Annotated in this window: 15 protein-coding genes and 2 pseudogenes; 15 read left to right on the top strand and 2 right to left on the bottom strand. The window is 57.3% G+C overall.

The features are described 5' to 3' along the window. The first annotated feature begins 23 nt into the window (after window positions 1–23). From AC3RLQ_RS10155 to AC3RLQ_RS10140, 4 genes are all read left to right on the top strand, one after another. Entirely contained in the window at window positions 24–3,131 is a 3,108-nt protein-coding gene (locus tag AC3RLQ_RS10155) for a multidrug efflux RND transporter permease subunit (RefSeq protein WP_493036729.1), read from the top strand. Further along, window positions 3,128–6,244 carry an efflux RND transporter permease subunit gene (locus AC3RLQ_RS10150; RefSeq protein WP_493036727.1) on the top strand — a complete coding sequence of 1,039 codons (3,117 nt, stop codon included), beginning with the start codon at window positions 3,128–3,130 and terminating at the stop codon, window positions 6,242–6,244. Before AC3RLQ_RS10155 ends, AC3RLQ_RS10150 begins: the two co-directional genes overlap by 4 nt. Then, complete coding sequence (locus AC3RLQ_RS10145; RefSeq protein WP_493036725.1) at window positions 6,241–7,647, top strand: efflux transporter outer membrane subunit; 1,407 nt, start codon at window positions 6,241–6,243, stop codon at window positions 7,645–7,647. Before AC3RLQ_RS10150 ends, AC3RLQ_RS10145 begins: the two co-directional genes overlap by 4 nt. Window positions 7,648–7,752: 105 nt before the next feature. Next, the gene (locus tag AC3RLQ_RS10140; protein WP_493036723.1) at window positions 7,753–8,133 is read left to right on the top strand and encodes a Rid family detoxifying hydrolase; all 381 of its coding nucleotides are present in this window, start codon (window positions 7,753–7,755) and stop codon (window positions 8,131–8,133) included. A 65-nt stretch (window positions 8,134–8,198) separates the two neighbouring features. On the opposite strand, the gene AC3RLQ_RS10135 is transcribed toward AC3RLQ_RS10140, so the two are convergent. Continuing rightward, window positions 8,199–9,884, bottom strand: a complete 1,686-nt coding sequence (locus AC3RLQ_RS10135; protein ID WP_493036721.1) for a formylglycine-generating enzyme family protein — start codon at window positions 9,882–9,884, stop codon at window positions 8,199–8,201. A gap of 331 nt (window positions 9,885–10,215) precedes the next feature. On the opposite strand from AC3RLQ_RS10135, the gene AC3RLQ_RS10130 reads away from it, so the two are divergent. From AC3RLQ_RS10130 to AC3RLQ_RS10110, 5 genes and pseudogenes are all read left to right on the top strand, one after another. Further along, window positions 10,216–10,779, top strand: coding sequence for a WcaF family extracellular polysaccharide biosynthesis acetyltransferase (locus AC3RLQ_RS10130; protein WP_493036719.1), 564 nt, complete (start codon window positions 10,216–10,218; stop codon window positions 10,777–10,779). A 103-nt stretch (window positions 10,780–10,882) separates the two neighbouring features. Continuing rightward, window positions 10,883–11,614, top strand: a complete 732-nt coding sequence (locus tag AC3RLQ_RS10125; RefSeq protein ID WP_493036717.1) for a class I SAM-dependent methyltransferase — start codon at window positions 10,883–10,885, stop codon at window positions 11,612–11,614. Next, window positions 11,614–11,730, top strand: a pseudogene (locus AC3RLQ_RS10120) (NAD-dependent epimerase/dehydratase family protein); the annotation flags it as partial. The gene AC3RLQ_RS10125 and the pseudogene AC3RLQ_RS10120, both read left to right, overlap by 1 nt. 10 nt (window positions 11,731–11,740) lie before the next feature. Next, a pseudogene (locus AC3RLQ_RS10115) lies at window positions 11,741–11,941 on the top strand (GDP-mannose 4,6-dehydratase); the annotation flags it as partial. A gap of 23 nt (window positions 11,942–11,964) precedes the next feature. Next, window positions 11,965–12,795 carry an FkbM family methyltransferase gene (locus AC3RLQ_RS10110; RefSeq protein WP_493036715.1) on the top strand — a complete coding sequence of 277 codons (831 nt, stop codon included), beginning with the start codon at window positions 11,965–11,967 and terminating at the stop codon, window positions 12,793–12,795. A gap of 110 nt (window positions 12,796–12,905) precedes the next feature. Here AC3RLQ_RS10110 and AC3RLQ_RS10105 read toward each other — a convergent pair whose 3' ends face one another. Then, the gene (locus AC3RLQ_RS10105; RefSeq protein ID WP_493036713.1) at window positions 12,906–13,625 is read right to left on the bottom strand and encodes a glycosyltransferase family 25 protein; all 720 of its coding nucleotides are present in this window, start codon (window positions 13,623–13,625) and stop codon (window positions 12,906–12,908) included. Window positions 13,626–13,886: 261 nt separating this feature from the next. On the opposite strand from AC3RLQ_RS10105, the gene AC3RLQ_RS10100 reads away from it, so the two are divergent. The 6 genes from AC3RLQ_RS10100 to AC3RLQ_RS10075 all read left to right on the top strand — a co-directional run bounded on the left by AC3RLQ_RS10100 (window position 13,887) and on the right by AC3RLQ_RS10075 (window position 20,670). Beyond that, window positions 13,887–15,020, top strand: coding sequence for a polysaccharide biosynthesis protein (locus tag AC3RLQ_RS10100; RefSeq protein WP_493036711.1), 1,134 nt, complete (start codon window positions 13,887–13,889; stop codon window positions 15,018–15,020). Between the two features lie 40 nt (window positions 15,021–15,060). Continuing rightward, entirely contained in the window at window positions 15,061–16,101 is a 1,041-nt protein-coding gene (locus AC3RLQ_RS10095; RefSeq protein ID WP_493036709.1) for an NAD-dependent epimerase/dehydratase family protein, read from the top strand. Window positions 16,102–16,103: 2 nt separating this feature from the next. Then, window positions 16,104–17,165, top strand: a complete 1,062-nt coding sequence (locus AC3RLQ_RS10090; RefSeq protein ID WP_493036707.1) for an NAD-dependent epimerase/dehydratase family protein — start codon at window positions 16,104–16,106, stop codon at window positions 17,163–17,165. A 103-nt stretch (window positions 17,166–17,268) separates the two neighbouring features. Continuing rightward, a complete protein-coding gene (locus AC3RLQ_RS10085; protein ID WP_493036705.1) occupies window positions 17,269–18,567 on the top strand; it encodes a polysaccharide biosynthesis protein in 1,299 nt (432 codons plus the stop codon). Window positions 18,568–18,588: 21 nt separating this feature from the next. Further along, a complete protein-coding gene (locus tag AC3RLQ_RS10080) occupies window positions 18,589–19,437 on the top strand; it encodes a hypothetical protein (protein ID WP_493036703.1) in 849 nt (282 codons plus the stop codon). 42 nt (window positions 19,438–19,479) lie between these two features. Continuing rightward, window positions 19,480–20,670 carry a glycosyltransferase gene (locus AC3RLQ_RS10075; protein WP_493036701.1) on the top strand — a complete coding sequence of 397 codons (1,191 nt, stop codon included), beginning with the start codon at window positions 19,480–19,482 and terminating at the stop codon, window positions 20,668–20,670. Window positions 20,671–20,683: the final 13 nt, after the last annotated feature.

Below are 20,683 nucleotides of genomic sequence, written 5' to 3'. Positions count from 1 at the left end.
TGAAATCGCATGAAGATTGACGCATGAATCCCTCCCGCATCTTCATCGAGCGCCCTGTCGCCACCACCTTGCTGATGGTGGCGGTTTTGCTTGTCGGTGGGCTGGCTTACCGGCTGTTGCCTGTGGCGGCATTGCCCCAGGTGGACTATCCAACGATCCAGGTGGTCACACTGTATCCCGGTGCGGGACCCGAGGTGATGACCTCCTCCATCACCGCCCCTTTGGAGCGTCAGTTCGGGCAGATGCCTGGCCTCGCACAGATGTATTCGATCAGCAGCGGCGGCTCTTCGGTGATCACGCTGCGTTTCACGCTCGGGCTGCGTCTGGACATTGCCGAGCAAAGCGTGCAGGCCGCCATCAATGCCGCCGCAACACTGCTTCCCACGGATCTGCCCAATCCGCCGATCTATAACAAGGTCAATCCGGCCGATGCTCCAATCATCTCGCTGGCACTGACTTCGCAGACTCTGCCGCTCATCAAGGTGCAGGACGCTGCCGACACACGGCTCGTGCCCAAATTGTCGCAGATTTCCGGCGTGGGCCTTGTCTCGCTCAGCGGAGGCATGCGGCCTGCGGTGCGCATTCGCGCCAATCCCGTGGCCCTTTCTTCGCGAGGCCTCAGCACCGAGGATCTGCGCAATGCCATTTCCATGGGCAATGTGAACCAGCCCAAGGGCGGTTTTGACAATGCCACGCGCAGCAGCACGGTCGATGCCAACGACCAGCTGCTCTCCGTCGATGACTACCGCAATCTAGTCATCGCCTGGCGCAATGGCGCCGCTGTGCGTGTGATCGATGTCGCTGACGTGGTGGATGATGCCGAGAACCTGCGCCTCGCCGCGTGGGCGGATGTGAAGCCTTCGACGACAGTGCAGCCGGCGGTTGTCGTCAATGTGCAGCGCCAGCCGGGGGCTAATGTCATCGAAGTGGCAGACCGCATCAAGACGATGCTGCCGAAGCTGAAGGAGAACCTGCCGCAGTCGGTGGATGTCCAGCTTCTTACTGACCGGACGACCACGATCCGTGCTTCCGTGGAGGATGTGCAGTACGAACTTTTGCTCTCCATCTTCCTCGTGGTCGCGGTGATCTTTGTCTTCCTGCGCAGTTTGCGGGCGACGTTGATTCCGGCGGTCGCGGTGCCTCTTTCACTCGTGGGCACCTTTGCCGTGATGTGGCTGTGCGGTTTCAGTTTGAACAACCTGACGCTCATGGCGCTGACCATCGCGACGGGCTTCGTTGTGGATGACGCAATCGTGATGATCGAAAACGTCGCGCGCTACATCGAGAATGGTGAAGAACCGATGCCGGCCGCGCTGAAAGGCGCGAAGCAGATTGGTTTCACCATCATCTCGCTCACCCTGTCCTTGATCGCGGTGCTGATTCCGCTGCTCTTCATGCAGGATGTGGTGGGCCGATTGTTTCGGGAATTTGCCATCACGCTGGCCATTTCCATTGTGATCTCGGCGGTCGTCTCCCTCACCCTGACGCCGATGATGTGCGCCCGCCTGCTGAAGCATGGCGGAGAAGGGCCGATCGCGCAGAAGGTGTTGCATGCCTTTGATGCCATCATCTCGCTCTATGGCCGGGTGCTGCGTGTGGTTCTTGATCATGGCGCGACGATGATGCTCGTTTTTGCCGCCACCCTTGTGGCGACCGGGCTGCTGTATCAAAGCGTGTCAAAGGGCTTCTTCCCATTGCAGGACACTGGCCTTATCCAAGGCTTTGTAGAGGCACCGCAAAGCGTGTCTTTCGCGGCGCTGGGCCAGCAGCAGCAGGAGCTCTCACGTCTGGTCACGGAGGATGAGGCCGTGAAAAGTGTTTCGTCCTTCATCGGTGTGGATGGCGTGAACACCACTCCCAATACGGGACGCATGCTGATCAATCTTGTGCCGAGGCATGAGCGAAATGTGACCGCTGCGCAGGTCGTCCGCCGTCTGCAGGACAAGGCCAACCGTCTGCCCGGGGTGCAGCTGTACCTGCAGCCGGTGCAGGATTTGAACATCGAGGACCGCGTGAGCCGGACCCAGTTTCAATACACGCTGCAATCACCGAGCATTGAATCCTTGCAATTGTGGACACACAAGTTGGTGGACGAACTGAGAAAATCATCCCTGCTGGCGGATGTGGCAGACGACCTGCTGGACAAAGGTCTGCAGGCGCGCGTGGTGATCGACCGTGAAACGGCGAGCCGCCTCGGCGTGACGGTCGCCGCCATCGATGCAGCCCTCTACAATGCCTTTGGGCAGCGGCTTGTTTCGACCATTTTCACCCAGAGCGGGCAGTATCGCGTGGTCCTTGAGCATGGACTGGAGTTTCAGTCAGGACTCTCCGCCTTTGACCAGGTGCGCGTGCCATCCACCGGCGGGCAGCAGGTGCTCCTGAACACGATGGCCAAAATTATCGAGGAACCCGCCACGCTGGCCATCGCACATCAGGATCAATTTCCCGCCGCCACCGTCTCTTTCAATCTGGCACCCGGTGCCTCTTTGGGTGCTGCGGTGGCGGAAATTGAACGCATCAAAGACGACATCAACATGCCCGAAAGCATTGAGAGTTCCTTTGCCGGCACGGCGCTCGCGTTTCAAGGCGCGCTGAACAATCAGCTGCTGCTCATCCTTGCCGCCGTCGTCGTCATGTATCTGGTGCTAGGCATCCTCTATGAGAGTTTCATCCATCCTTTGACGATTCTTTCGACGCTGCCTTCTGCTGCAGTGGGAGCCCTGTTGGCGCTGGAACTGACGCACACCGAACTCGGGGTCATGGCCATCATTGGCATCGTGCTGCTGATCGGCATCGTGAAGAAGAACGCCATCATGATGATCGACTTCGCGATCGAGGCTGAGCGTGAGCACAACATGCCGCCACGGGAGGCCATCTATCAGGCCTGCCTGCTGCGTTTCCGACCGATCCTCATGACCACCCTGGCCGCCTTGCTCGGTGCGCTTCCGCTCATGATTGGCAGCGGGGAGGGCTCTGAACTGCGCCATCCGCTGGGACTCACGATGGTGGGTGGTTTACTTGTCAGCCAGCTGCTCACCCTCTTCACCACACCGGTCATTTATCTGATGTTTGACCGCTTTGCGCCTTCACGCCGGGAAGAAGCGGCGGCTGAAATTCCTGCCATTGCATGAATTTGACCGACACCTTCATCCACCGTCCCGTGGCGACTACGCTCGCCACGCTGGCGATCGCGTTGTCGGGTGTCCTGGCTTACACGAATCTGCCGGTTTCGCCCTTGCCGCAGGTGGACATGCCTTCGATTTCCGTCTCGGCCTCTCTGCCTGGCGCCAGTCCCGAGACCATGGCCGCCACGGTGGCCACACCGCTGGAGCGTACGCTGGGCCGCATCGCCGGGATCACGGAGATGACCTCGTCCTCTTCGCAAGGCAGCACGAGTATCAGCCTGCAGTTTGACATCAGCCGCGACGTGGACAGCGCAGCTCGGGACGTGCAGGCCGCCATCAATGCGGCGCGCAGTTTGCTGCCAACGGGCATGCCGGGCAATCCGACCTACCGCAAAATGAACATGTCGGACTCGCCGATCATGATCATGGCGCTGACTTCGGACGTCGCCACCTCTGGCCAGATGTATGATGTCGGGTCCACGGTGATCGCGCAGAAGATTTCACAAATCGAAGGCGTGGGCAGTGTCAGCGTCGGCGGCAGTTCGCTGCCCGCCGTGCGCGTCAGCATGAACATGCCGGCCATGACGCGGGCGAATCTCACCATGGAAGACGTCCGCGCCGCCATCGCCGCCGCGAACGTGAACCGGCCCAAGGGGGTGGTTGAAGATGAAAATCGACGCTGGCAGGTGCTGGCGAGCGATCAAATGGACAAGGCTGACGAGTACAAAAACGTCATCGTCAGCTACGTCAATGGTGCGGCTGTGCGGCTGGCGGATCTCGGCGAAGTGACGGATTCTGTGCAGGACGCCTACAACTACGGCAGCACCAACGGCAAGGTCTCCGTGTCGCTCATCGTCTTCCGGCAGGCCGGAGCAAACATCATCGAGGTGGTGGACAAGATTAAAGCCATGATGCCAAAACTCCGTGCGATGGCTCCCGCCTCGATGGATCTGGACATCACCATGGAGCGCACGGTGACCATCCGTGCCTCGATCGATGATGTGCAGTACTCGCTGCTGATTGCCACGTTGCTTGTCATCCTGGTGGTGTTTGCCTTTTTGCGCCGGGTGCGGGCCACCTTGATTCCGGGCGTGGCGGTGCCGGTGTCCCTGCTGGGCACTTTTGGCGTCATGTATCTCTGCGGCTACAGTCTGGACAATCTCTCACTGATGGCCCTCACAGTCAGCACCGGTTTTGTGGTTGATGATGCGGTCGTCGTGCTGGAAAACATCACCCGCCATGTGGAAAATGGCGTGCCCGTGATGGAGGCCGCGGGCCGGGGGACGCGTGAAGTCACTTTCACAGTCATTTCGATGAGCGTCTCACTGATCGCCGTGTTTATTCCCATCCTGCTCATGGGAGGTCTCATGGGGCTGTTGTTCAGAGAGTTCGCCGTCGTGCTCTCCGTGGCCATTGCCGTTTCGCTTGTGGTTTCACTCACCACCACGCCGATGATGTGCGCGCGTTTGTTGAGCGCAGAAAAGGAAGGCCACAAGCCCGGTTATTTTGCACGGCTGTCTGATGGCATTTTTCACTGGATTCAGTCATTCTACGCCAGCACGCTGCACATCGCCCTGCGGCATCACTGGCTCACACTGACGGCGCTCATCGGCATCGTCGCTCTGACCGCCTGGCTCTATGTGACGATCCCCAAGGGCTTTTTTCCACAGCAGGACAACGGATTGCTTATCGGCGGTATCAGCGCGGATCAGAACATCTCCTTCCAGGCCATGCGGGAGAAAATCATCGCAATCGCACGGATTGCGCAGGCCGATCCAGCGGTTGTTAAGGTGAATGCAAGCTGCGGTTCCGACTCGCGCATGGGCGGGCCGAAAAACACCGGCAGGGTCTTCATATCGCTCAAACCGATGGGACAACGTGACCCGGTAGATGTCGTGCTGGCACGTTTCCGTGGCAAACTTTCAAAAATCACAGGCGCCACCCTGCTGCTGGTGCCGTCGCAGGATTTGCGCATTGGCGGGCGCTCCAGCCGTGCCTTGTATCAATACACGCTTCAGGCCGGTGACGTGGAGACCCTGCGTAAATGGGAGCCGAAGGTACGGCAGGCGCTGCTCGACCTCAAGGAGCTCGTGGATGTGAACAGTGATTTCGAGGACAAGGGCACCGTCACCAGACTTGTCATTGATCGTGATGCCTGCGCCCGTGTCGGCGTGAGCATGCAGGCGGTGGACAGTGTGTTAAACAGCTCTTTCGGCCAGCGCATGGTTTCCACAATCTATGCTCCGCTGAATCAATACCGCGTGATTTTGGAGTCATCTCAAAATGACGACCCCGGAGCATTTGATCAGGTGATGGTGCGTTCCAACTCCGGCAAGCTCGTGCCATTGAACCAGCTTTCGCGGTGGGAGTTCGCACCTGCTGCGCTGTCCATCAGCCATCAGGGGCAGTTTGCGGCGCTGACCTTTTCGTTCAACATCCCGCCCGGAGTGGCCTTTGCAGACGCTACCGAAGCCATTACGAATGCGGTGAACAAACTGCAGATTCCCGAAGATGTTCAGCGCGTTTTTGCCGGCACGGCGGGGGCGTTCCAGGCCTCGCTGGACAGTCAGCCCGTCCTTATTCTCACGGCTCTGCTCGTCATCTATCTCGTGCTGGGCATTCTTTATGAGAGCTTTCTGCATCCTCTGACGATCCTTTCGACGCTGCCCTCTGCAGGCGCAGGTGCCTTGCTTGCCCTGTATGTCTGTGGCATGGATTTCACGGTGATGGCGATGATCGGCATCTTCCTGCTCATCGGCATCGTGAAAAAGAACGCCATTATGATGATCGACTTTGCCCTGCAAACCGAGCGCGAACGTGGGCTCGATTCATTCCAGGCCATCTTCGAAGCCTGTCAGTTGCGCCTGCGCCCCATTTTGATGACCACCTGCGCCGCCTTGCTCGGCGCGTTGCCGTTGGCTCTCGGGACCGGCGTTGGGTCTGAGCTGCGCAGGCCGCTTGGCATTGCCGTTGTTGGCGGGTTGATTGTCAGCCAGATGCTTACACTTTACACCACGCCTGTGGTGTACTTATTCCTCGATGGCCTAAGGCTGCGGTTCCTGAAAAAACATCCTCCCTCCCAGCACATGACCGCCGCGCCCGTTCCAGTCACTCTATGAACCGTCTTTTTTTCTGCACGCTCATTCTTGCCACCGCCGGCTGCAGCTTCTCACCGAAGAAACAGGCTCCGGTGATGAATCTGCCGGCAAACTTCAAGGAAAGCCGCGGCTGGAAAGTCGCGCAGCCCGCCGATCATCTGCCACGTGGCAACTGGTGGTCCATCTTTCATGACAGCGATCTGGACGCCATCATGAAAAGTTTGGAGGTTTCCAATCAATCGCTGCAGTCCGCCGTGGCGAAAGCGCAGCAGACCTCGGCTTTGCTCACGGCCGCCAAACTTGCCTTCCTGCCAACAGCCTCTGCTACGAGCGACTACACCGTGAATAAGAGCGGTGCTCTAGGCGGCTCCAGCAACGCCAACTCCATCAATGCCGCCCGCAGCGGTTCAGGCGTGAAAAGTATTCAATCCGTAGGAGGATCGGCCAACTGGGAACTGGATCTCTGGGGACGTCTGCGGCATACCGCCAAGGCCACCAAGGCGGACGTCGAAGCGGTGCAGGCGGATGTGGAGTCCACCCGGCTCACCCTGCAAACTCAGGCGGCGCAGAGCTACTTTTCACTGCGCGCAGCCGACGCTCAAAGGCTCTTGCTGGAGCGCCAGGTGGCCAGCTACGCCAAGTCGCTGGAACTCACGCAAAATCGCAAAGCACAGGGTGTGGCCTCCGAGGCGGATGTCGCTCTCGCAGCGACTCAGCTCGCGACCTCGCGTGCCGCTTTGATCGAAACCGGTGTGACACGGGCGACGATGGAGCATGCTCTGGCCGTCCTGACTGGCCGTGCCCCTGCCGATTTCGGCTTGAAGCCGGCGACCCTCACCTCGCATATTCCAGCGCTGCCAGCCATGGCTCCCTCAACGCTGCTTCAGCGCCGCCCTGACATCGCCGCGGGTGAGCGTCGTGTGGCTGCCGCCAACGAACGTATTGGTGCCGCCATCGCCGCCTTTTTCCCCACCATCTCTCTTGGGGCCGCCACTGGCTGGCGTGCCCTGGCCAACCTGTTTGCGCAGGGCAACAATTTCTGGTCGTTTGGTCCTGATGCCAGCCTGGCGATTCTTGACAGCGGCCAGCGGTTGGCCGCCAAGGCGCAGGCAGACGCCACATGGAGGCAGGCCGTCGCGGATTACCGACAGGCCGTGTTAACCGCGATGCAGGAGTCTGAGGATGCGCTGTCCACGCTGCGCATTCTGGCCGCCGAAACTGAAGCCCAGAATGAAGCCGTGCATGCGGCCCGGGAGAGCGAACGCATCGCCACCAATCAGTATGAAGCGGGCACCTTGAGCTACATCAACGTTGCCACCGCTCAAGCCACGGCCCTGAATGCCGAGCGCAGTGCCATTGATCTCCGCTCGCGTCGTCTGAATGCGACCGTGGCCCTGATCAAAGCCTTGGGTGGCGGGTGGTGAGCATGGGTAATTAATCACTGGAGCCAAGCGCGGTCCTGATGAAGCAATCGTTGGCGAATGAATCTCAAGGCTTGAATCGCAGATGTGGATCGTTAAGAGATCCGCATGGAACTCATCAACAACACTCCCCAGGTGCCGGCTGCGGTCGGTCCGTATTCTCAAGCGGTGAAGCATGGCGGCCTGCTGTTTTGCTCAGGCCAGATTCCCATTGATCCGGCTGCAGGAAAGATCGTGGCGACGGATGTGGAAAGTCAGACGACCCAGGTGCTGGCCAACATCCGCGCGCTGCTGGAGGTGCAGGGGCTGACCCTAAGCTCGGTCATCAAAGCGACCGTCTTTCTGCAAAACATGGTTGATTTCCCCAAGGTCAATCCGCTCTATGAAGCGGCATTTGCCGGTCACAAACCCGCGCGTTCGACCGTGGCGGTTGCAGGACTGCCCCTGGGAGCCTTGGTGGAGATCGAAGTGATCGCGGCGCTGTCTTGAGTGCCACCAGATCACCATCCTCTCCCGACCCAATCCGGCGCCTGTTGAAGCTGTGCTGATGGCACTTAAGGCGTGCCAAAATCCAGCACACAGCGGAAGCCCAGATCTGCACGGGAGGCGTTCTTGAGCGCATGTGAGCGGGCGGATGTCAGCAGTGCTTCTTTGTCAAAGCTCAGCCAGCTGCCGCCGCGGATGACGCGCTCTTCCGGCGCACCGGGCCATGCGTCTGCGCACCATTCAGACACATTGCCGCCCATTTCATAGAGGCCCAGGGCGTTTCCGCGCGCGCTGTCCACAGGTGCCGTGTAGGAGTAATTGTCTGTGGTGCCCGGGATTTTGGTGGCATCCAGATTGGCAGCGAGTGCCTGCGGTTTCCAGTCATCCGCCTTTGGCGTCCAGGGGTAGTGTGTTTTGTCGGCAAGATGTCTCGCGGCGGGATCGGCGCCGGGTTCATTTTTCAAACCCGCAGCCAGGCTCCATTCGGTGTCGCTCGGCAGACGGTAGGAGGCGGTGGCTGGGATGAGCTTGCTGGCGCGGTCGCGCTCGGTCAGCCAGGCGCAGAAAGCCATGGCATCTTCCCAGGACACACCGGCGGCAGGATGATTCCCACCCAGCAGAAAGGAGGGTTTCTGGCTCCAGTTGCGTCCGGTATCCCGCAGCCAGGTTTCGAAATCGCGCACGCTGGTTTCCGTGACGCAGATGAGAGGGCCGCTTTTCTCCTGCAACGGGACAAAGCGCATGCCCAGTGCATTGATGAAGGAACTACCATCCGCGACTGCGGGTTTGAGGCTTGCTGGATCGGGCAGGCCGCCATCATCGCCCTTGCCCTGCATCTGTTTGCGCAGTGCTTCCACCGCGGTGGAGTCCACCTTGCGGCTGTCAGCCATAGCCTTCATGCGTTCCTCCAAAGCCTGCTTTTTCTCCGCATCGGAGGCGGCTAGGAGGCTGGCGGTACGACGTTTGTCGTCAAACACACAGCGGAAACCAATGGTGGGGGCCCGCAGGTCTGCAGGAACGACATACTGATAGGCCGAAGTGAGGCATTCAGCACGGAAATAGGCCCAGGAGCCGCCGCGCAGGACCCCGGTCGGTTGCGCCCGGATCTCCACTGGCTGGGTCCATTCCCAAACATTCCCCGCGAGGTCATACAGTCCCTCCCGAGTGGGGGTGAAACTTCCTACCGGTGCGGTGAATGCATAGCCGTCATTGGGGTAGCCGGTGATCTCGCCATCGGCAAAGTTGGCGGTCTTTGCAGGCGGCGGCCAGTCCTGCCCCCAAGGATAGATTTGATCGTCCAGCAGACGGTCTTCAGCGGAGAGGCTGATCTTCTTGCGACCACGGGCCAGACCCACGGCGGAGTCCCACTCTTCCGGCGTTGGCAGGCGATAGCTCTGGGAGCTGTCGATCAGGTGCTTTTCGCGCTCAGTTTCGGTGAGCCAATTGCAGAAAGCCACGGCATCCTGCAGGTTGACGCCTACCACCGGATGCTCTGGCGATTGCTCAAAGTGCGTCTGGTAGGACCACGGATACTTTTTCTGCCGCAGAAACTCATTCCATTCGGAGAGCCGTGTCTCCCAAATGGCAAACTGTACGGTGGTACCGGGAACGCTGGCAAAGCGCGTGCCCAGAATGCTCACCCGTGGCGCATTTGGGTTGGCACCTTCAGGCTTGAGGCTGGTTTGTCCCTGGGCGCAAAAACACGCGGCCAAGCCGAAGACAAGGGCGGTCAGAAGGGGAGGAGGGCGGCGCATGGAAATGGATAAATGCAAAAAAGGCCGGGTTCATCCAAAAAGAACTCGGGACAACACGACAACTCATACTTTGCCGGAGAAAAATGTACGCTGCCAGCGCAGCTTGGTGTCAAAGTGTTAACATACCGGAGAACTTTATTCTTTGCGCTGGGTATCAGCATGGTACAGTCACCTCCCTTTTTGAAAAATGCCGATCCTACCACGGCAAACCATCCAGGCCGCTGCTTGAGCGACCTTTGGCGGCAGCTTGGCTGCGTGGTACGTTTTTGAAGTTATTTGAGTCGTTTTGACGCTTTGTCGGCAGGGTAAGCAAGTGCCTTAAATCAAGCTGATGATAGATCTGTCCAAGTTTGCCAATGAGGACTTTGAGCGAGGTGCGAAGCGCTGGAAAGAGGCTGCCTGGCTTTTGACAAAGAGGATTTTTTTTCAAACTTCGGTGCCATGGCCTTCTGCTTTACGATCATCCCTGCTCCGCTGGTTCGGTGCCCAAGTGGGCACAGGCGTTGTCATCAGGGCGAATGTGAACATTTCCTTCCCATGGCGGCTGATCCTGGGTGACTTCGTCTGGCTGGGAGAAGAGGTCATGATCCTGAGTCTTGCCCCAGTGACAATCGGATCACATGTCTGTATTTCACAACGTTCGTTCTTGTGCACAGGCTCACACGATCATCGCAGAGAAACGTTCGATTTGATCGTGCGTGGCATCACATTGGGCGATGGTTGTTGGATCGCCGCACAATCGTTCATCGGTCCTGGAGTGGAGGTGGGCAGCGGAAGTGTGGTGAGTGCAGGAAGTGTGGTGATGAACTCAGTCCCAGAACGCACTTTGGTCAGGGGAAATCCTGGAGTGGTGATCAAAACTCTGGCCATGAACTCAGATTCTTTACGACTTTGAAAACCTCGTGATCGAATTGCCCCAGTGCGAGTACCGTGACACTACCTCGCCGACGTTGCCATCGAAGTGAAAAGTGTTGGCCTTAAAAGCTTCTGAAACCTCCATGATTCCTCATCCAGTCCTGCCCCATCGCTACACCCAGCCTGAAGAAAGGCAGAGCTACGTCAAAGAACTCTTCGATCAAGGAGCCGCGCATTACGATCCCATCGTCGGCTGGGGATTCTTTGGCACGGGTAATCTCTACCGCAAAACAGCGCAGAGCCGCCATGGATTGCGGCCTGGCATGCAGCACCTTGATGTCGCCTGCGGGACAGGCCTCGTCGCCGTAGCCGCCAGCCAAGTGCTCGGTGGTGATAGCACCATCACCTGCGTGGAGCCCAGCGATGGCATGCTGGCTGTGGCCAAGGGAAAGCTGCCAGGCGCGCGTTTCATCCAGAGCCGCGCGGAGAGCATGCCTGTCGAAGCCAACGCCTATGACTTCCTTACGGTGGGCTACGCATTGCGCCACTTCGCCGATCTGGAGGCCACCTTCCGTGAATTTCACCGTGTGCTCAAGCCCGGCGGCCGCGTCCTCATCATGGAGGCCACCCGCCCAGCGGGCAGGCTTGGCTCCGCGCTCTTCAAGCTCTACTTCGGCATCGTGTATCCCTTCTTCGCCCGCCTGCTCACCCGCAGCGAAAAGGCGGAGGAGATGATGGTGTACTTTTGGGAGACCATGGACGCCTGTGTCCGTCCTGAGGCCGTCGTCTCAGCCCTCAAGGCCGCCGGTTTCCAAGACGCCCGGCGTATCGCCTGCATGGGCGTCTTCAGCGAATACGCCGCCGTCAAAGCATGATGAATCTTCTCATCACTGGCGGGGCAGGCTTCATCGGCTCAAATCTCATCCGGCACGTCATTGGCCAGCCTGAAATCTCGAAGCTTGTCAATCTGGACTGCCTTACCTCTGCCGGTTACCTAAAGCCCGAACTCGGGGCATTCGCGCAGTCTCATCACTTTTGTCTCTGACCGTCCCGGTCATGATCGACGCTACGCCATGGATGCGACGAAAATCGGTTTCGAACTCGGCTGGAATCCCGAACACACCCTTGAAAATGGGCTGCATGATACCGTGTCGTGGTATCTTCAGCATCAGGGCTGGGTGGAATCGATCGTTCGTGACTAAATTCATGTGGGATCCCATCTTCAATGAACCGTCTCTTAAGTGTGCTGCGCCATCCGAAGCCGCTTCGTTTTTTGGCCGCCCAAGTATTCTGGCGTACCGGCTGGGGACGGCGGATCACTTTTCCAATGCGTTCGTTTCGTCTCCATCTGCATCCGGCCAACCTTGCCTGGCAGCTCTGGGTGGACCGACATCAAAGGGATGCCGATTTGGACATCATCCGTTCACTTCTCAAACCGGGAGACACGATGATTGACGTCGGAGCCAACATAGGATTTACCGTCATGGAAGGGGCACGCGCCGTCGGCGAGAACGGCGTTGTTCATGCCATCGAGCCCCATCCCTTCATTCATCGCTGTCTGGAGGAAAACCTCAGCCTAAACCAGTTCAGTTCACCGCAGGTTCAGCGTTATGCAGTCGCCGTTGCAGACGCCTCCAGTGAAGAGGGGGCGCAGTTCACCGATGACCGCCGTGATGACATGAATTTCATGGTTCCCAAAGGTTCCGCTCACCACTCGGGCTTGAACACTAAAAGTATCACGGTTCCAGTCACCATCCTGGATGTTTTGTTTCCGGACTTGCTTCGCTGTGATCTCTTAAAGATCGATGTCGAGGGGGTGGAACTCGCCGTGCTGCGCGGTGCCAGCAACCTGCTCAAAAACACCCGGCAGATTTTGATTGAAGCCGGGGATCCGAACTCAGCCCGTCATGGCTTTGCAGCCAACGATTTGCTGACGTATTTGGAATCCGCAGGATTCGAAGTGCGCTCCGTGGAGCAAGGGAAGGGGATGAATGCTCCCGTTCAAATTGAAGATTACCGCAATCTTGTCGGAAACTGGCTGGCCGTTCGCAGGTAGACCGAGATCAAGTGCAACAAGCGGGTTTTCAAACCCTTTCTCGATACAACAAGGCTGGCTCAAACATGGAACGTATTGATCACAGAGTGAAGGCAACGACTCTGCGCCGATCATGGCCTTGCAGGGTTCAAGGCGGGATCGTTCATCCAGCTCTCAAACGCCCCTTGGGTGACCAAGGGCGGCTCAGCCCAGTAAGAATGGATATGCAAAGCTTGGCCCGCGGCATTCAAATGCCAGTCAATGGGACGGTTGAAAGACGGATGCGCAAACCGGCTGGACAGCACACGCTCCGCACAGCCGGGATGAATCAGATACGCCTCCGTGCAGCGGGAGCAGCCGCCACCACCCCACAGCAGCCCGCGTTTCCAGCCGCGCCAGTAGAGACGCTTGCCGGCGCGTCGCAGCCACCAGGGGACATGCAGATCACAGCCCAGTCCGATAAAGCACATGTCCCACTCTTTGGGCAGCTCATTCAGGCAGTCTGTCAAAGCGGACAGAAAGCCAGGACGGATCAGGACATCATCTTCCAGGATCAGATGCCATGCGTGCGGCTCAGCCACGACTTTGCGGTAAACCGCCAGATGCTTCAAGATCAGAGACACCGAACCCGCTGCGATCACTTTAGGGTCTCCCCACTCGCCGCGTTCAAACGCACCATCTGCCAGCACTTCCTCGCGATCATGCGCTGTCATCCAGCTTACCGGAAAGTGGTCCAGCCCATGCTCCCGCAGCACACGCTCCATATGCGCCCGGCGTTCCGTCAGCCGGGTATAATGAATGACATGCACCCGCAGGTTTTCCGGAGTGATGGCGGCAGCGTCTTGTTCCATGTGAGAATGGCAGTTTTTCACACACCCTGCCGTTCCTGCAACAGCTAAGAGCCGCCAGCTTGCTCAGCTCCTCACCCCTCTCGAATGTTATCATGGCTGTCACTTCGCCACAATCGACTGCGCCTGTACCGCTGGAGCGCGATCTTTGGCGGCTTCGCATTGGTGCAGCTGTTCGTACAGGCGCTGAATGCCATCGCGGGTTTCCTGCTGGTGCGCACTTTGGAGAAGCCGGATTACGCCTGGTTCACCATTGCCAGCAGCATGAGCGCCGCGCTGGCCGTCCTGGCGGATGCAGGCATTGTCAATGCCGTCACCTCAATAGGTGGCACGATCTGGCAGGACAAGGCATCTTTGAAAGGTCTGGTGCACGCTGCGCTGCGCCTGCGGGTGAAACTGGCGGCTCTTTCTTCAGTCATCGTTGCATGCATTTCCCTCTGGCTGCTGCTTCGCAATGGCGCAGGCCTTCCTTCTGCACTTGGACTGACTGCGCTGGTGCTCGCCCCCATCTGGCAGATTTCCACCACCGCTATTTTCAATGTCGTCAACCGTCTGCAATCGCGCACCCGGCAGCTTCAAGTGGCAGATCTTTTGCCTGTCTTTGTCCGGACTGCGCTGACAGCGGCACTGGCTCTGCTGGGAGGGCTCACTCCCCTCACTGCTCTCGTGGCGGTTCTGGTGGCCCATCTGACCCAATATGGAATCGTCCGCATGCAGGTTCTGCCATTGCTGGGGGACGTGCAGCCCATTGGCCTCGCCGATCATACGGCTCGCATCTGGGACGTGGTTCGTCAGCTGTTGCCAAACTGCATTTTCATCTGCATTCAGGGCCAGCTTGCAACTTGGCTGATCAGCGTCTTTGCCACCACCAGCGAGGTCTCGGATCTCGGGGCGCTGAATCGACTCGCCGTCATCTTCGCCGTGCTCGCCGGGCCTCTCGGGCAGTTCGTATTCCCTTCCTTTGCCCGTGCCTCGGACAGAAAACGGATGTGGGCCATGGCAATCGCCCTGGTGGCAGGTACGGTGGCATTCAGCATCATGGTTCTGGCGTTCGCTTGGTGGCAGGGGCATTGGTTCCTCTGGGTCCTCGGTGGCAAGTACATGCATCTTCAGCGGGAACTGGAGCTGGTGCTGGCGGGCATGGCCCTCACCAACGTATCTGGTTTTGTGTGGGCCTTGAATGCGTCCCGCGGATGGAATCATCTGGCCTGGCTCAATATTCCATTAACCCTCGCTACCCAGGCTGTGGCCGCCTGGATGCTGCCGCTCAACAGCGTGATGGGGCTGGCTTGGTTCATCATCGCTTCGTCGGCCGTGCAGTGCGGCCATGCTTTGGCCACATGCATCTTCGGCCTTACTCACGACCCTCGCATCCAGTCAGCGGCTCGAATATGCTGAATCAAATCGGCTTCAATCATCCTCCATTTATATTTTTCCCATGAAACTCCTCGTCACCGGATCCTCCGGTCTCATCGGTTCCGAAGTCGTTGATTACTTTTGTCAGCAGGGCTGGCAGGTACATGGCGTAGACAACAACATGCGTGCCGACTTCTTTGGCCCGCAAGGGGATACCCGCTGGAATCAGGAGCGGCTCAAAGCAGCGCACCCATCTTTCCATCACCACGAGCTCGACATCCGGGATCGCAAGGCTGTGCTCGACTGTCTCGCCACGCTGGCGCCCACCCATGTCGTCCATACCGCTGCGCAGCCCAGCCATGATCTCGCTGCGTCGCGGCCTTTTGATGATTTTGATACAAACGCGGTCGGCACCTCAAACCTTCTAGAGGCCACTCGCCTCCATGCCTCGGAGGCCGTGTTCATCCATATGAGCACCAACAAAGTTTATGGTGACCGTCCCAATACCATCAAGCTCAAAGAGCTGGACACCCGCTGGGATTATGATGATCCCGCCTATGTCGGCGGCATTACCGAAGAATTCTCCATTGATCAGAGCAAGCACAGCCTTTTCGGCGCATCGAAGGTCGCTGCCGATGTCATGGTTCAAGAGTACGGGCGCTACTTTGGCATGAAATGCTGCGCCCTGCGTGGTGGCTGTCTTACGGGCCCAAACCACAGCGGTGTCGAACTCCATGGCTTCCTCAGTTATTTGATCAAATGCAACCTGGCCGGAAAAAAGTACAATGTCTTCGGCTACAAAGGCAAGCAAGTGAGGGACAACATTCACAGCCTCGATGTCGTCCGCTTCATGCACGCCTTCTTTGAAGCTCCTCGCTGCGGCGAGGTTTACAACATCGGTGGTGGTCGCGACAACAGCGTCTCCATTCTGGAGGCCTTCGACAAGATCTCCGCCATTTCCGGCAAACCCATGAAATGGGAGTATGTAGACAAGAACCGGGAAGGGGACCACATCTGCTACATCAGCGATCTGTCCAAAATGAAGAACCATTATCCGTCGTGGGGAATCACGAAGTCACTGGATGATGTCTTCGAGGAGATCCACCGCGCTTCCGCCCAGTAATAATGTCTCCACAGCGCATACTCATCACGGGTGGTGCGGGCTTCATCGGCTCCAACCTTGCCTGCCACCTTCAGGGGGCGTTCCCCTCTGCGCAGATCGTCTGCATGGACAATCTTTACCGACGCGGATCTGAGTTGAACGTCGTGCGTTTGCAGGATCGCGGCATCCGGTGCCACCGTGGCGACATCAGGTTCGTGGATCAATTTCCTGCGGGCGAATTCGACTTGCTGATTGAGTGCTCGGCGGAGCCCTCCGTGCTTGCCGGGCAGGATGGTTCTCCCGACTACCTGTTTCAGACGAATCTGGTCGGTGCCTATCACTGCCTTGAAATGGCGCGGAAGTGGAAGTCCAAGGTTCTTTTTCTTTCCACCAGCCGCGTTTATCCCGTCGCACGGCTCGAATCTCATCCTTGGCAGGAAATGGAAACCCGCTTCGCATGGGCTGACGAAGGCACGCTAGGTATCAGTTCGCGCGGCGTGACCGAGGCGCTGGATCTCGGCGGTGCACGCTCCCTCTATGGCTACACCAAGCTTTCCGCAGAACAGTTGATCGAAGAGTACCGTGAGAGTTTCGGCTTACAGGCCGTCGTGAATCGCTGTGGCGTCGTCGCGGGTCCGTGGCAGTTTGGCAAGGTCGATCAGGGAGTCATCGCCCTCTGGATAATGGCGCACATATTCGGCAAACCCCTTGCCTACATCGGCTATGGCGGCACAGGAAAGCAGGTGCGTGATGTTCTTCATGTGCAAGATCTCTGCGATCTGATAGCGCTGCAAATCACCGGTTTTGATGCCTGGGAAGGCTGGGTTGGCAATGTGGCGGGGGGGGGGGCTGGGAGTATTTCTTTGCAGGAACTCACCCGGTTGTGTGAAGCTGTCACGGGAAATACCATCTCGATTCAGGCCAGCCTCGAACAGCGTCCATTCGACCTGCGTCTTTTCATCGGCGACTGTGATCGCCTGTTTAAGCGTACAGAATGGAGGCCATCGCGTTCGCTTACAACTCTGGTCACCGACATTGCTGACTGGGCCCGATGCAATCAGGCTGCACTGTTAGGATTATCCTGATAATCTTTTTTTACCGAGAAGGCACACCGCTTGTGGAGAGTCCGTTCCCTGTTCCTGAGGCCGCTTGGATTTTTTCAGTCCGCCATGACGCACTCATTCCAGCATGATCGGCGCACTTCCATCCGAACCTGTTAATTCCATGCGGGCACGCTTTGTCCGCTGGCGCGCACCGCTTCAGTCTTTCCTCGTCGGTCAGCCAGCGGTACAGCTTCTAAATCTCATCACGGGTTTTTTCCTGATCCGGTGGCTCGACGTCAGAGAGTTCGCCATGTTCGGCATGGCCTTAGCGTTTCAAAGCACGGTCACGCAGTTGACGGATCTCGGCTTTTCCGGTTCCATCATCGCCTTGGCAGGATCGCGGGGCCGCGATCCCGAGGTCCTTGGGAGCTATCTGCGTTCCGCACGCAACTGGCGGTCGAAGATGCAGGGAATGGTTCTGCTCATCGCCGCAATGGTTTTTCCCCTCATCACATGGACACAACCATGGGGTTACAAGGTCAAATGCCTCCTGTTTGGCACCGTTGTCCTCGGGGTTCTATTCCAAGGTTGGACTATGTATGGAGCTCCACTCTTGGTGCATCGGTCGCTGCAGAAGTATTATCGTCCGCAGATTCAGTCTGCAGTTTTTCGCCTCGTGCTGAGTGCAGGCTTGTATGCCGTGGGTGCACTCAGTGCCTGGGCTTCAGCCCTGCTTGCGGCACTCTCACTCGGTTACACGGGGTTCAATTACAGGCGTTCCTCCCAAGCCTATATTCGGGAGCCGGAGCAAAGCGAGTCGGAACGCAATGCAGAGATGTTGCGCTACCTCTCCCCGCTTATTCCCGGGGTGGTCTTCACAGCGCTGCAAGGACAGATACTCGTCGGCATCAGCGCGATTTTTGGCACCACGCAGAACTTGGCCGAGATCAGCGCGCTTGGACGAATTGGCCAGTTGTTTCTCATCCTCGGGGCTTTTAATGCCGTGTTTGTCGAACCCTACATTGCCGCTGTCCCGCATACACTGTTGGCCAGACGTTACTGTCAGATTTTAGCGGCTGCGCTTGGCATCGCATGCATTATCGGAACCGTCGGCTTTCTGCTGCCGCAGCCCCTGCTTTGGCTGTTGGGTCGAAATTATGCAGGGCTGGAGCGGGAGATCGGCTGGGTGGTCTTGAGCGCCTGCATCAGTTATGTGGGTGGCGTCATGTGGACAATGCATGCGGCACGACGGTGGATATTCTGGTGGGTGACCTGGTTTTACATCGTCTGCCTGATAACTGCTCAATCTCTCTGCATCGCCTATATGGATCTGAGTCGAACAGTTGCCGTTGTCTGGCTTGGCTTCATTACCAGTTTTGTGGTGCTTTTGGTTCATGTCATCACCGCATATTTTGGATTTATCAAGAATTCAACCGAGCACTAGGCTTCAATTTATTCTAACATTATGATGGCAACGCTCAAACGTGTCTGGTCTCCTTGCAAGGCGGTCCTGCCCGCAGGTCTTCTCAAAATCGCCCGGTTTATTTACAGTTCAGCCTACCGTAAAAGTCTCGCCGTTCAACGCACCTACGCTCTTATAGATCAAGCCTGGCCCTCAATTCTTAAGTCCACGCAGGCTGAGGTTGTGACTGGGCCTTTTCGAGGAATGCGTTACATTCACGAGTCAGCGGGCAGCGCACTCTGTCCGAAAATCCTGGGTACTTATGAAAAGGAACTCCATGCCGTCATTGAAGCCATCATTGCACGGCGTCCTGCCTGCATTATCGACATTGGTGCGGCCGAAGGATACTACGCAGTTGGTTTTGCCTTGAGATTGCCTGATTGCAAGGTGGTTGCTTTCGAATCGGATCCGCGAGGCCAGGAATTGTTGCGCCAGCTTGCTTTACTCAATGGCGTTGCTGATCGCATTGAGATCAAAGGACATTGCAGTTTAGAGGGCCTGGAGGCAAGTCTCGCCGCCCACTTAGAGAATTGCGTCGTGATTTGTGATGCAGAAGGAGCTGAGTTTGAATTGCTTGATCCCAACAAAATACCCGATCTCGTCGGCATCTCTTTGCTAGTAGAACTTCATCACTGGGGGCAACCGGATGTGTGTTCCGTTCTCAAATCTCGATTCCAGCCCTCTGCGTGCAGCACAGTTATTCGGAGTCTTCATCGGACTCCTGCAAATTTTCCTCCTTCAGCAGCCCCATCACTTACGATAAGGCATCAGTTGGCTAGCATGAACGAATTGCGCCCGCCAGATATGGAATGGTTGTGGATAGAGCCCAAATGCGGGCATGCTAGTAACTGAGTCCGATCGTCGGAAGATTCCAATCGAAGGCATCATTTTGCATTGAATATCACTTTTTTTACCTGCTTTGATTTCCCACAGGGAACTTATTTCCGTTGGCATAATCTGGCCATCGGCTTGAAGAGATTAGGGCATGAGGTTACTGTTCATGCTATCGGGTCGGCGCATGGGGGACGTACTCAATACGAGGTCAGAGATGGCATTCGCTATGTCTTGGTGCCGTTGACGCCTTTCATCCACCGCTTGCTGAACTCCCGGCTCGATCCCTTCACCTTATTGAGGGCAATCCGTCATGTGCCAGAGCCTGCGGACATTTATCATATTTTTCAGCCCTTTCCGCACAGCTGTTTGCCTGCTTTTTTCCACCGAAGAAACACCCGCTGCCTACTCTTCGACTGGGATGATTTTTGGTGGCCAGGACTTTCTATTGCCAAAGGTGGCTTTTTGTGGCGTGGCAGATGGTTGCCGAGAATGGTGAATTTTCTTGAACGAAAAATGCCATCCGTGGTGGACGCTGTTACTACCTGCAGCGGTTTCCTTGCAGAGGAGGCTCTAAAAAGGGGAGCAATCACTACGCAAGTGATTCACAATGGCTATTGGGCAGATCAGATTCATTCATCCAAACGTGCAGCCAGAGAAAATCTTGGACTTGACCCTCAGGCTTTTTATTTCGGATTTATGGGGCGCACGCTTGGGGAGATAGACTGGTGTCTGGATGCGCTCTCTGCGAGTCCGCCACCCGGAAGAACTGTGAGACTGGCACTGTGCGGCATGTCACCAGCTTTAATAGAAACGCTGTCGGCCAGCAGTCGTGCTTCCATCGACTGTCTGGGCAATCTCACACCAGAGGAAACCAAGATCTTTGCGCGTGCAATTGACTGCGGACTCCTACCCTTGGAGGACACCCTCTTCAATCAAAGTCGATTCCCAATCAAGTTTGCCGAGTATCTAGGAGGTGAAGCTTACGTGGTGGCTTCTGCAGTAGGGGAATTTGCCCGGATTGCCCCACATATTCCAGGCGTGATATTGGCGGGAACCACTCGCAAAGAGTGGAGAAAAACGCTGGTTTCTTTGAATTGGGAGCAACTCAGCATTCCGTTTTCTTCGGACTCAAAGTCAGTGCTCGCACAAAAAATGGACTGGCATGTGCTTTCCACGCAGTTGCAAGACTATTATCTCGCTTGTCTAAGAAAAAAGGTCTGTCCGCCTTCGGTTTCCAACCGGGAGGTCTAACCGGGGTGTTAAT

It is taken from the genome of Prosthecobacter sp. GW821-HT29F12, assembly GCF_058803405.1.
This window is presented reverse-complemented; position numbering and strand designations above follow the sequence as displayed.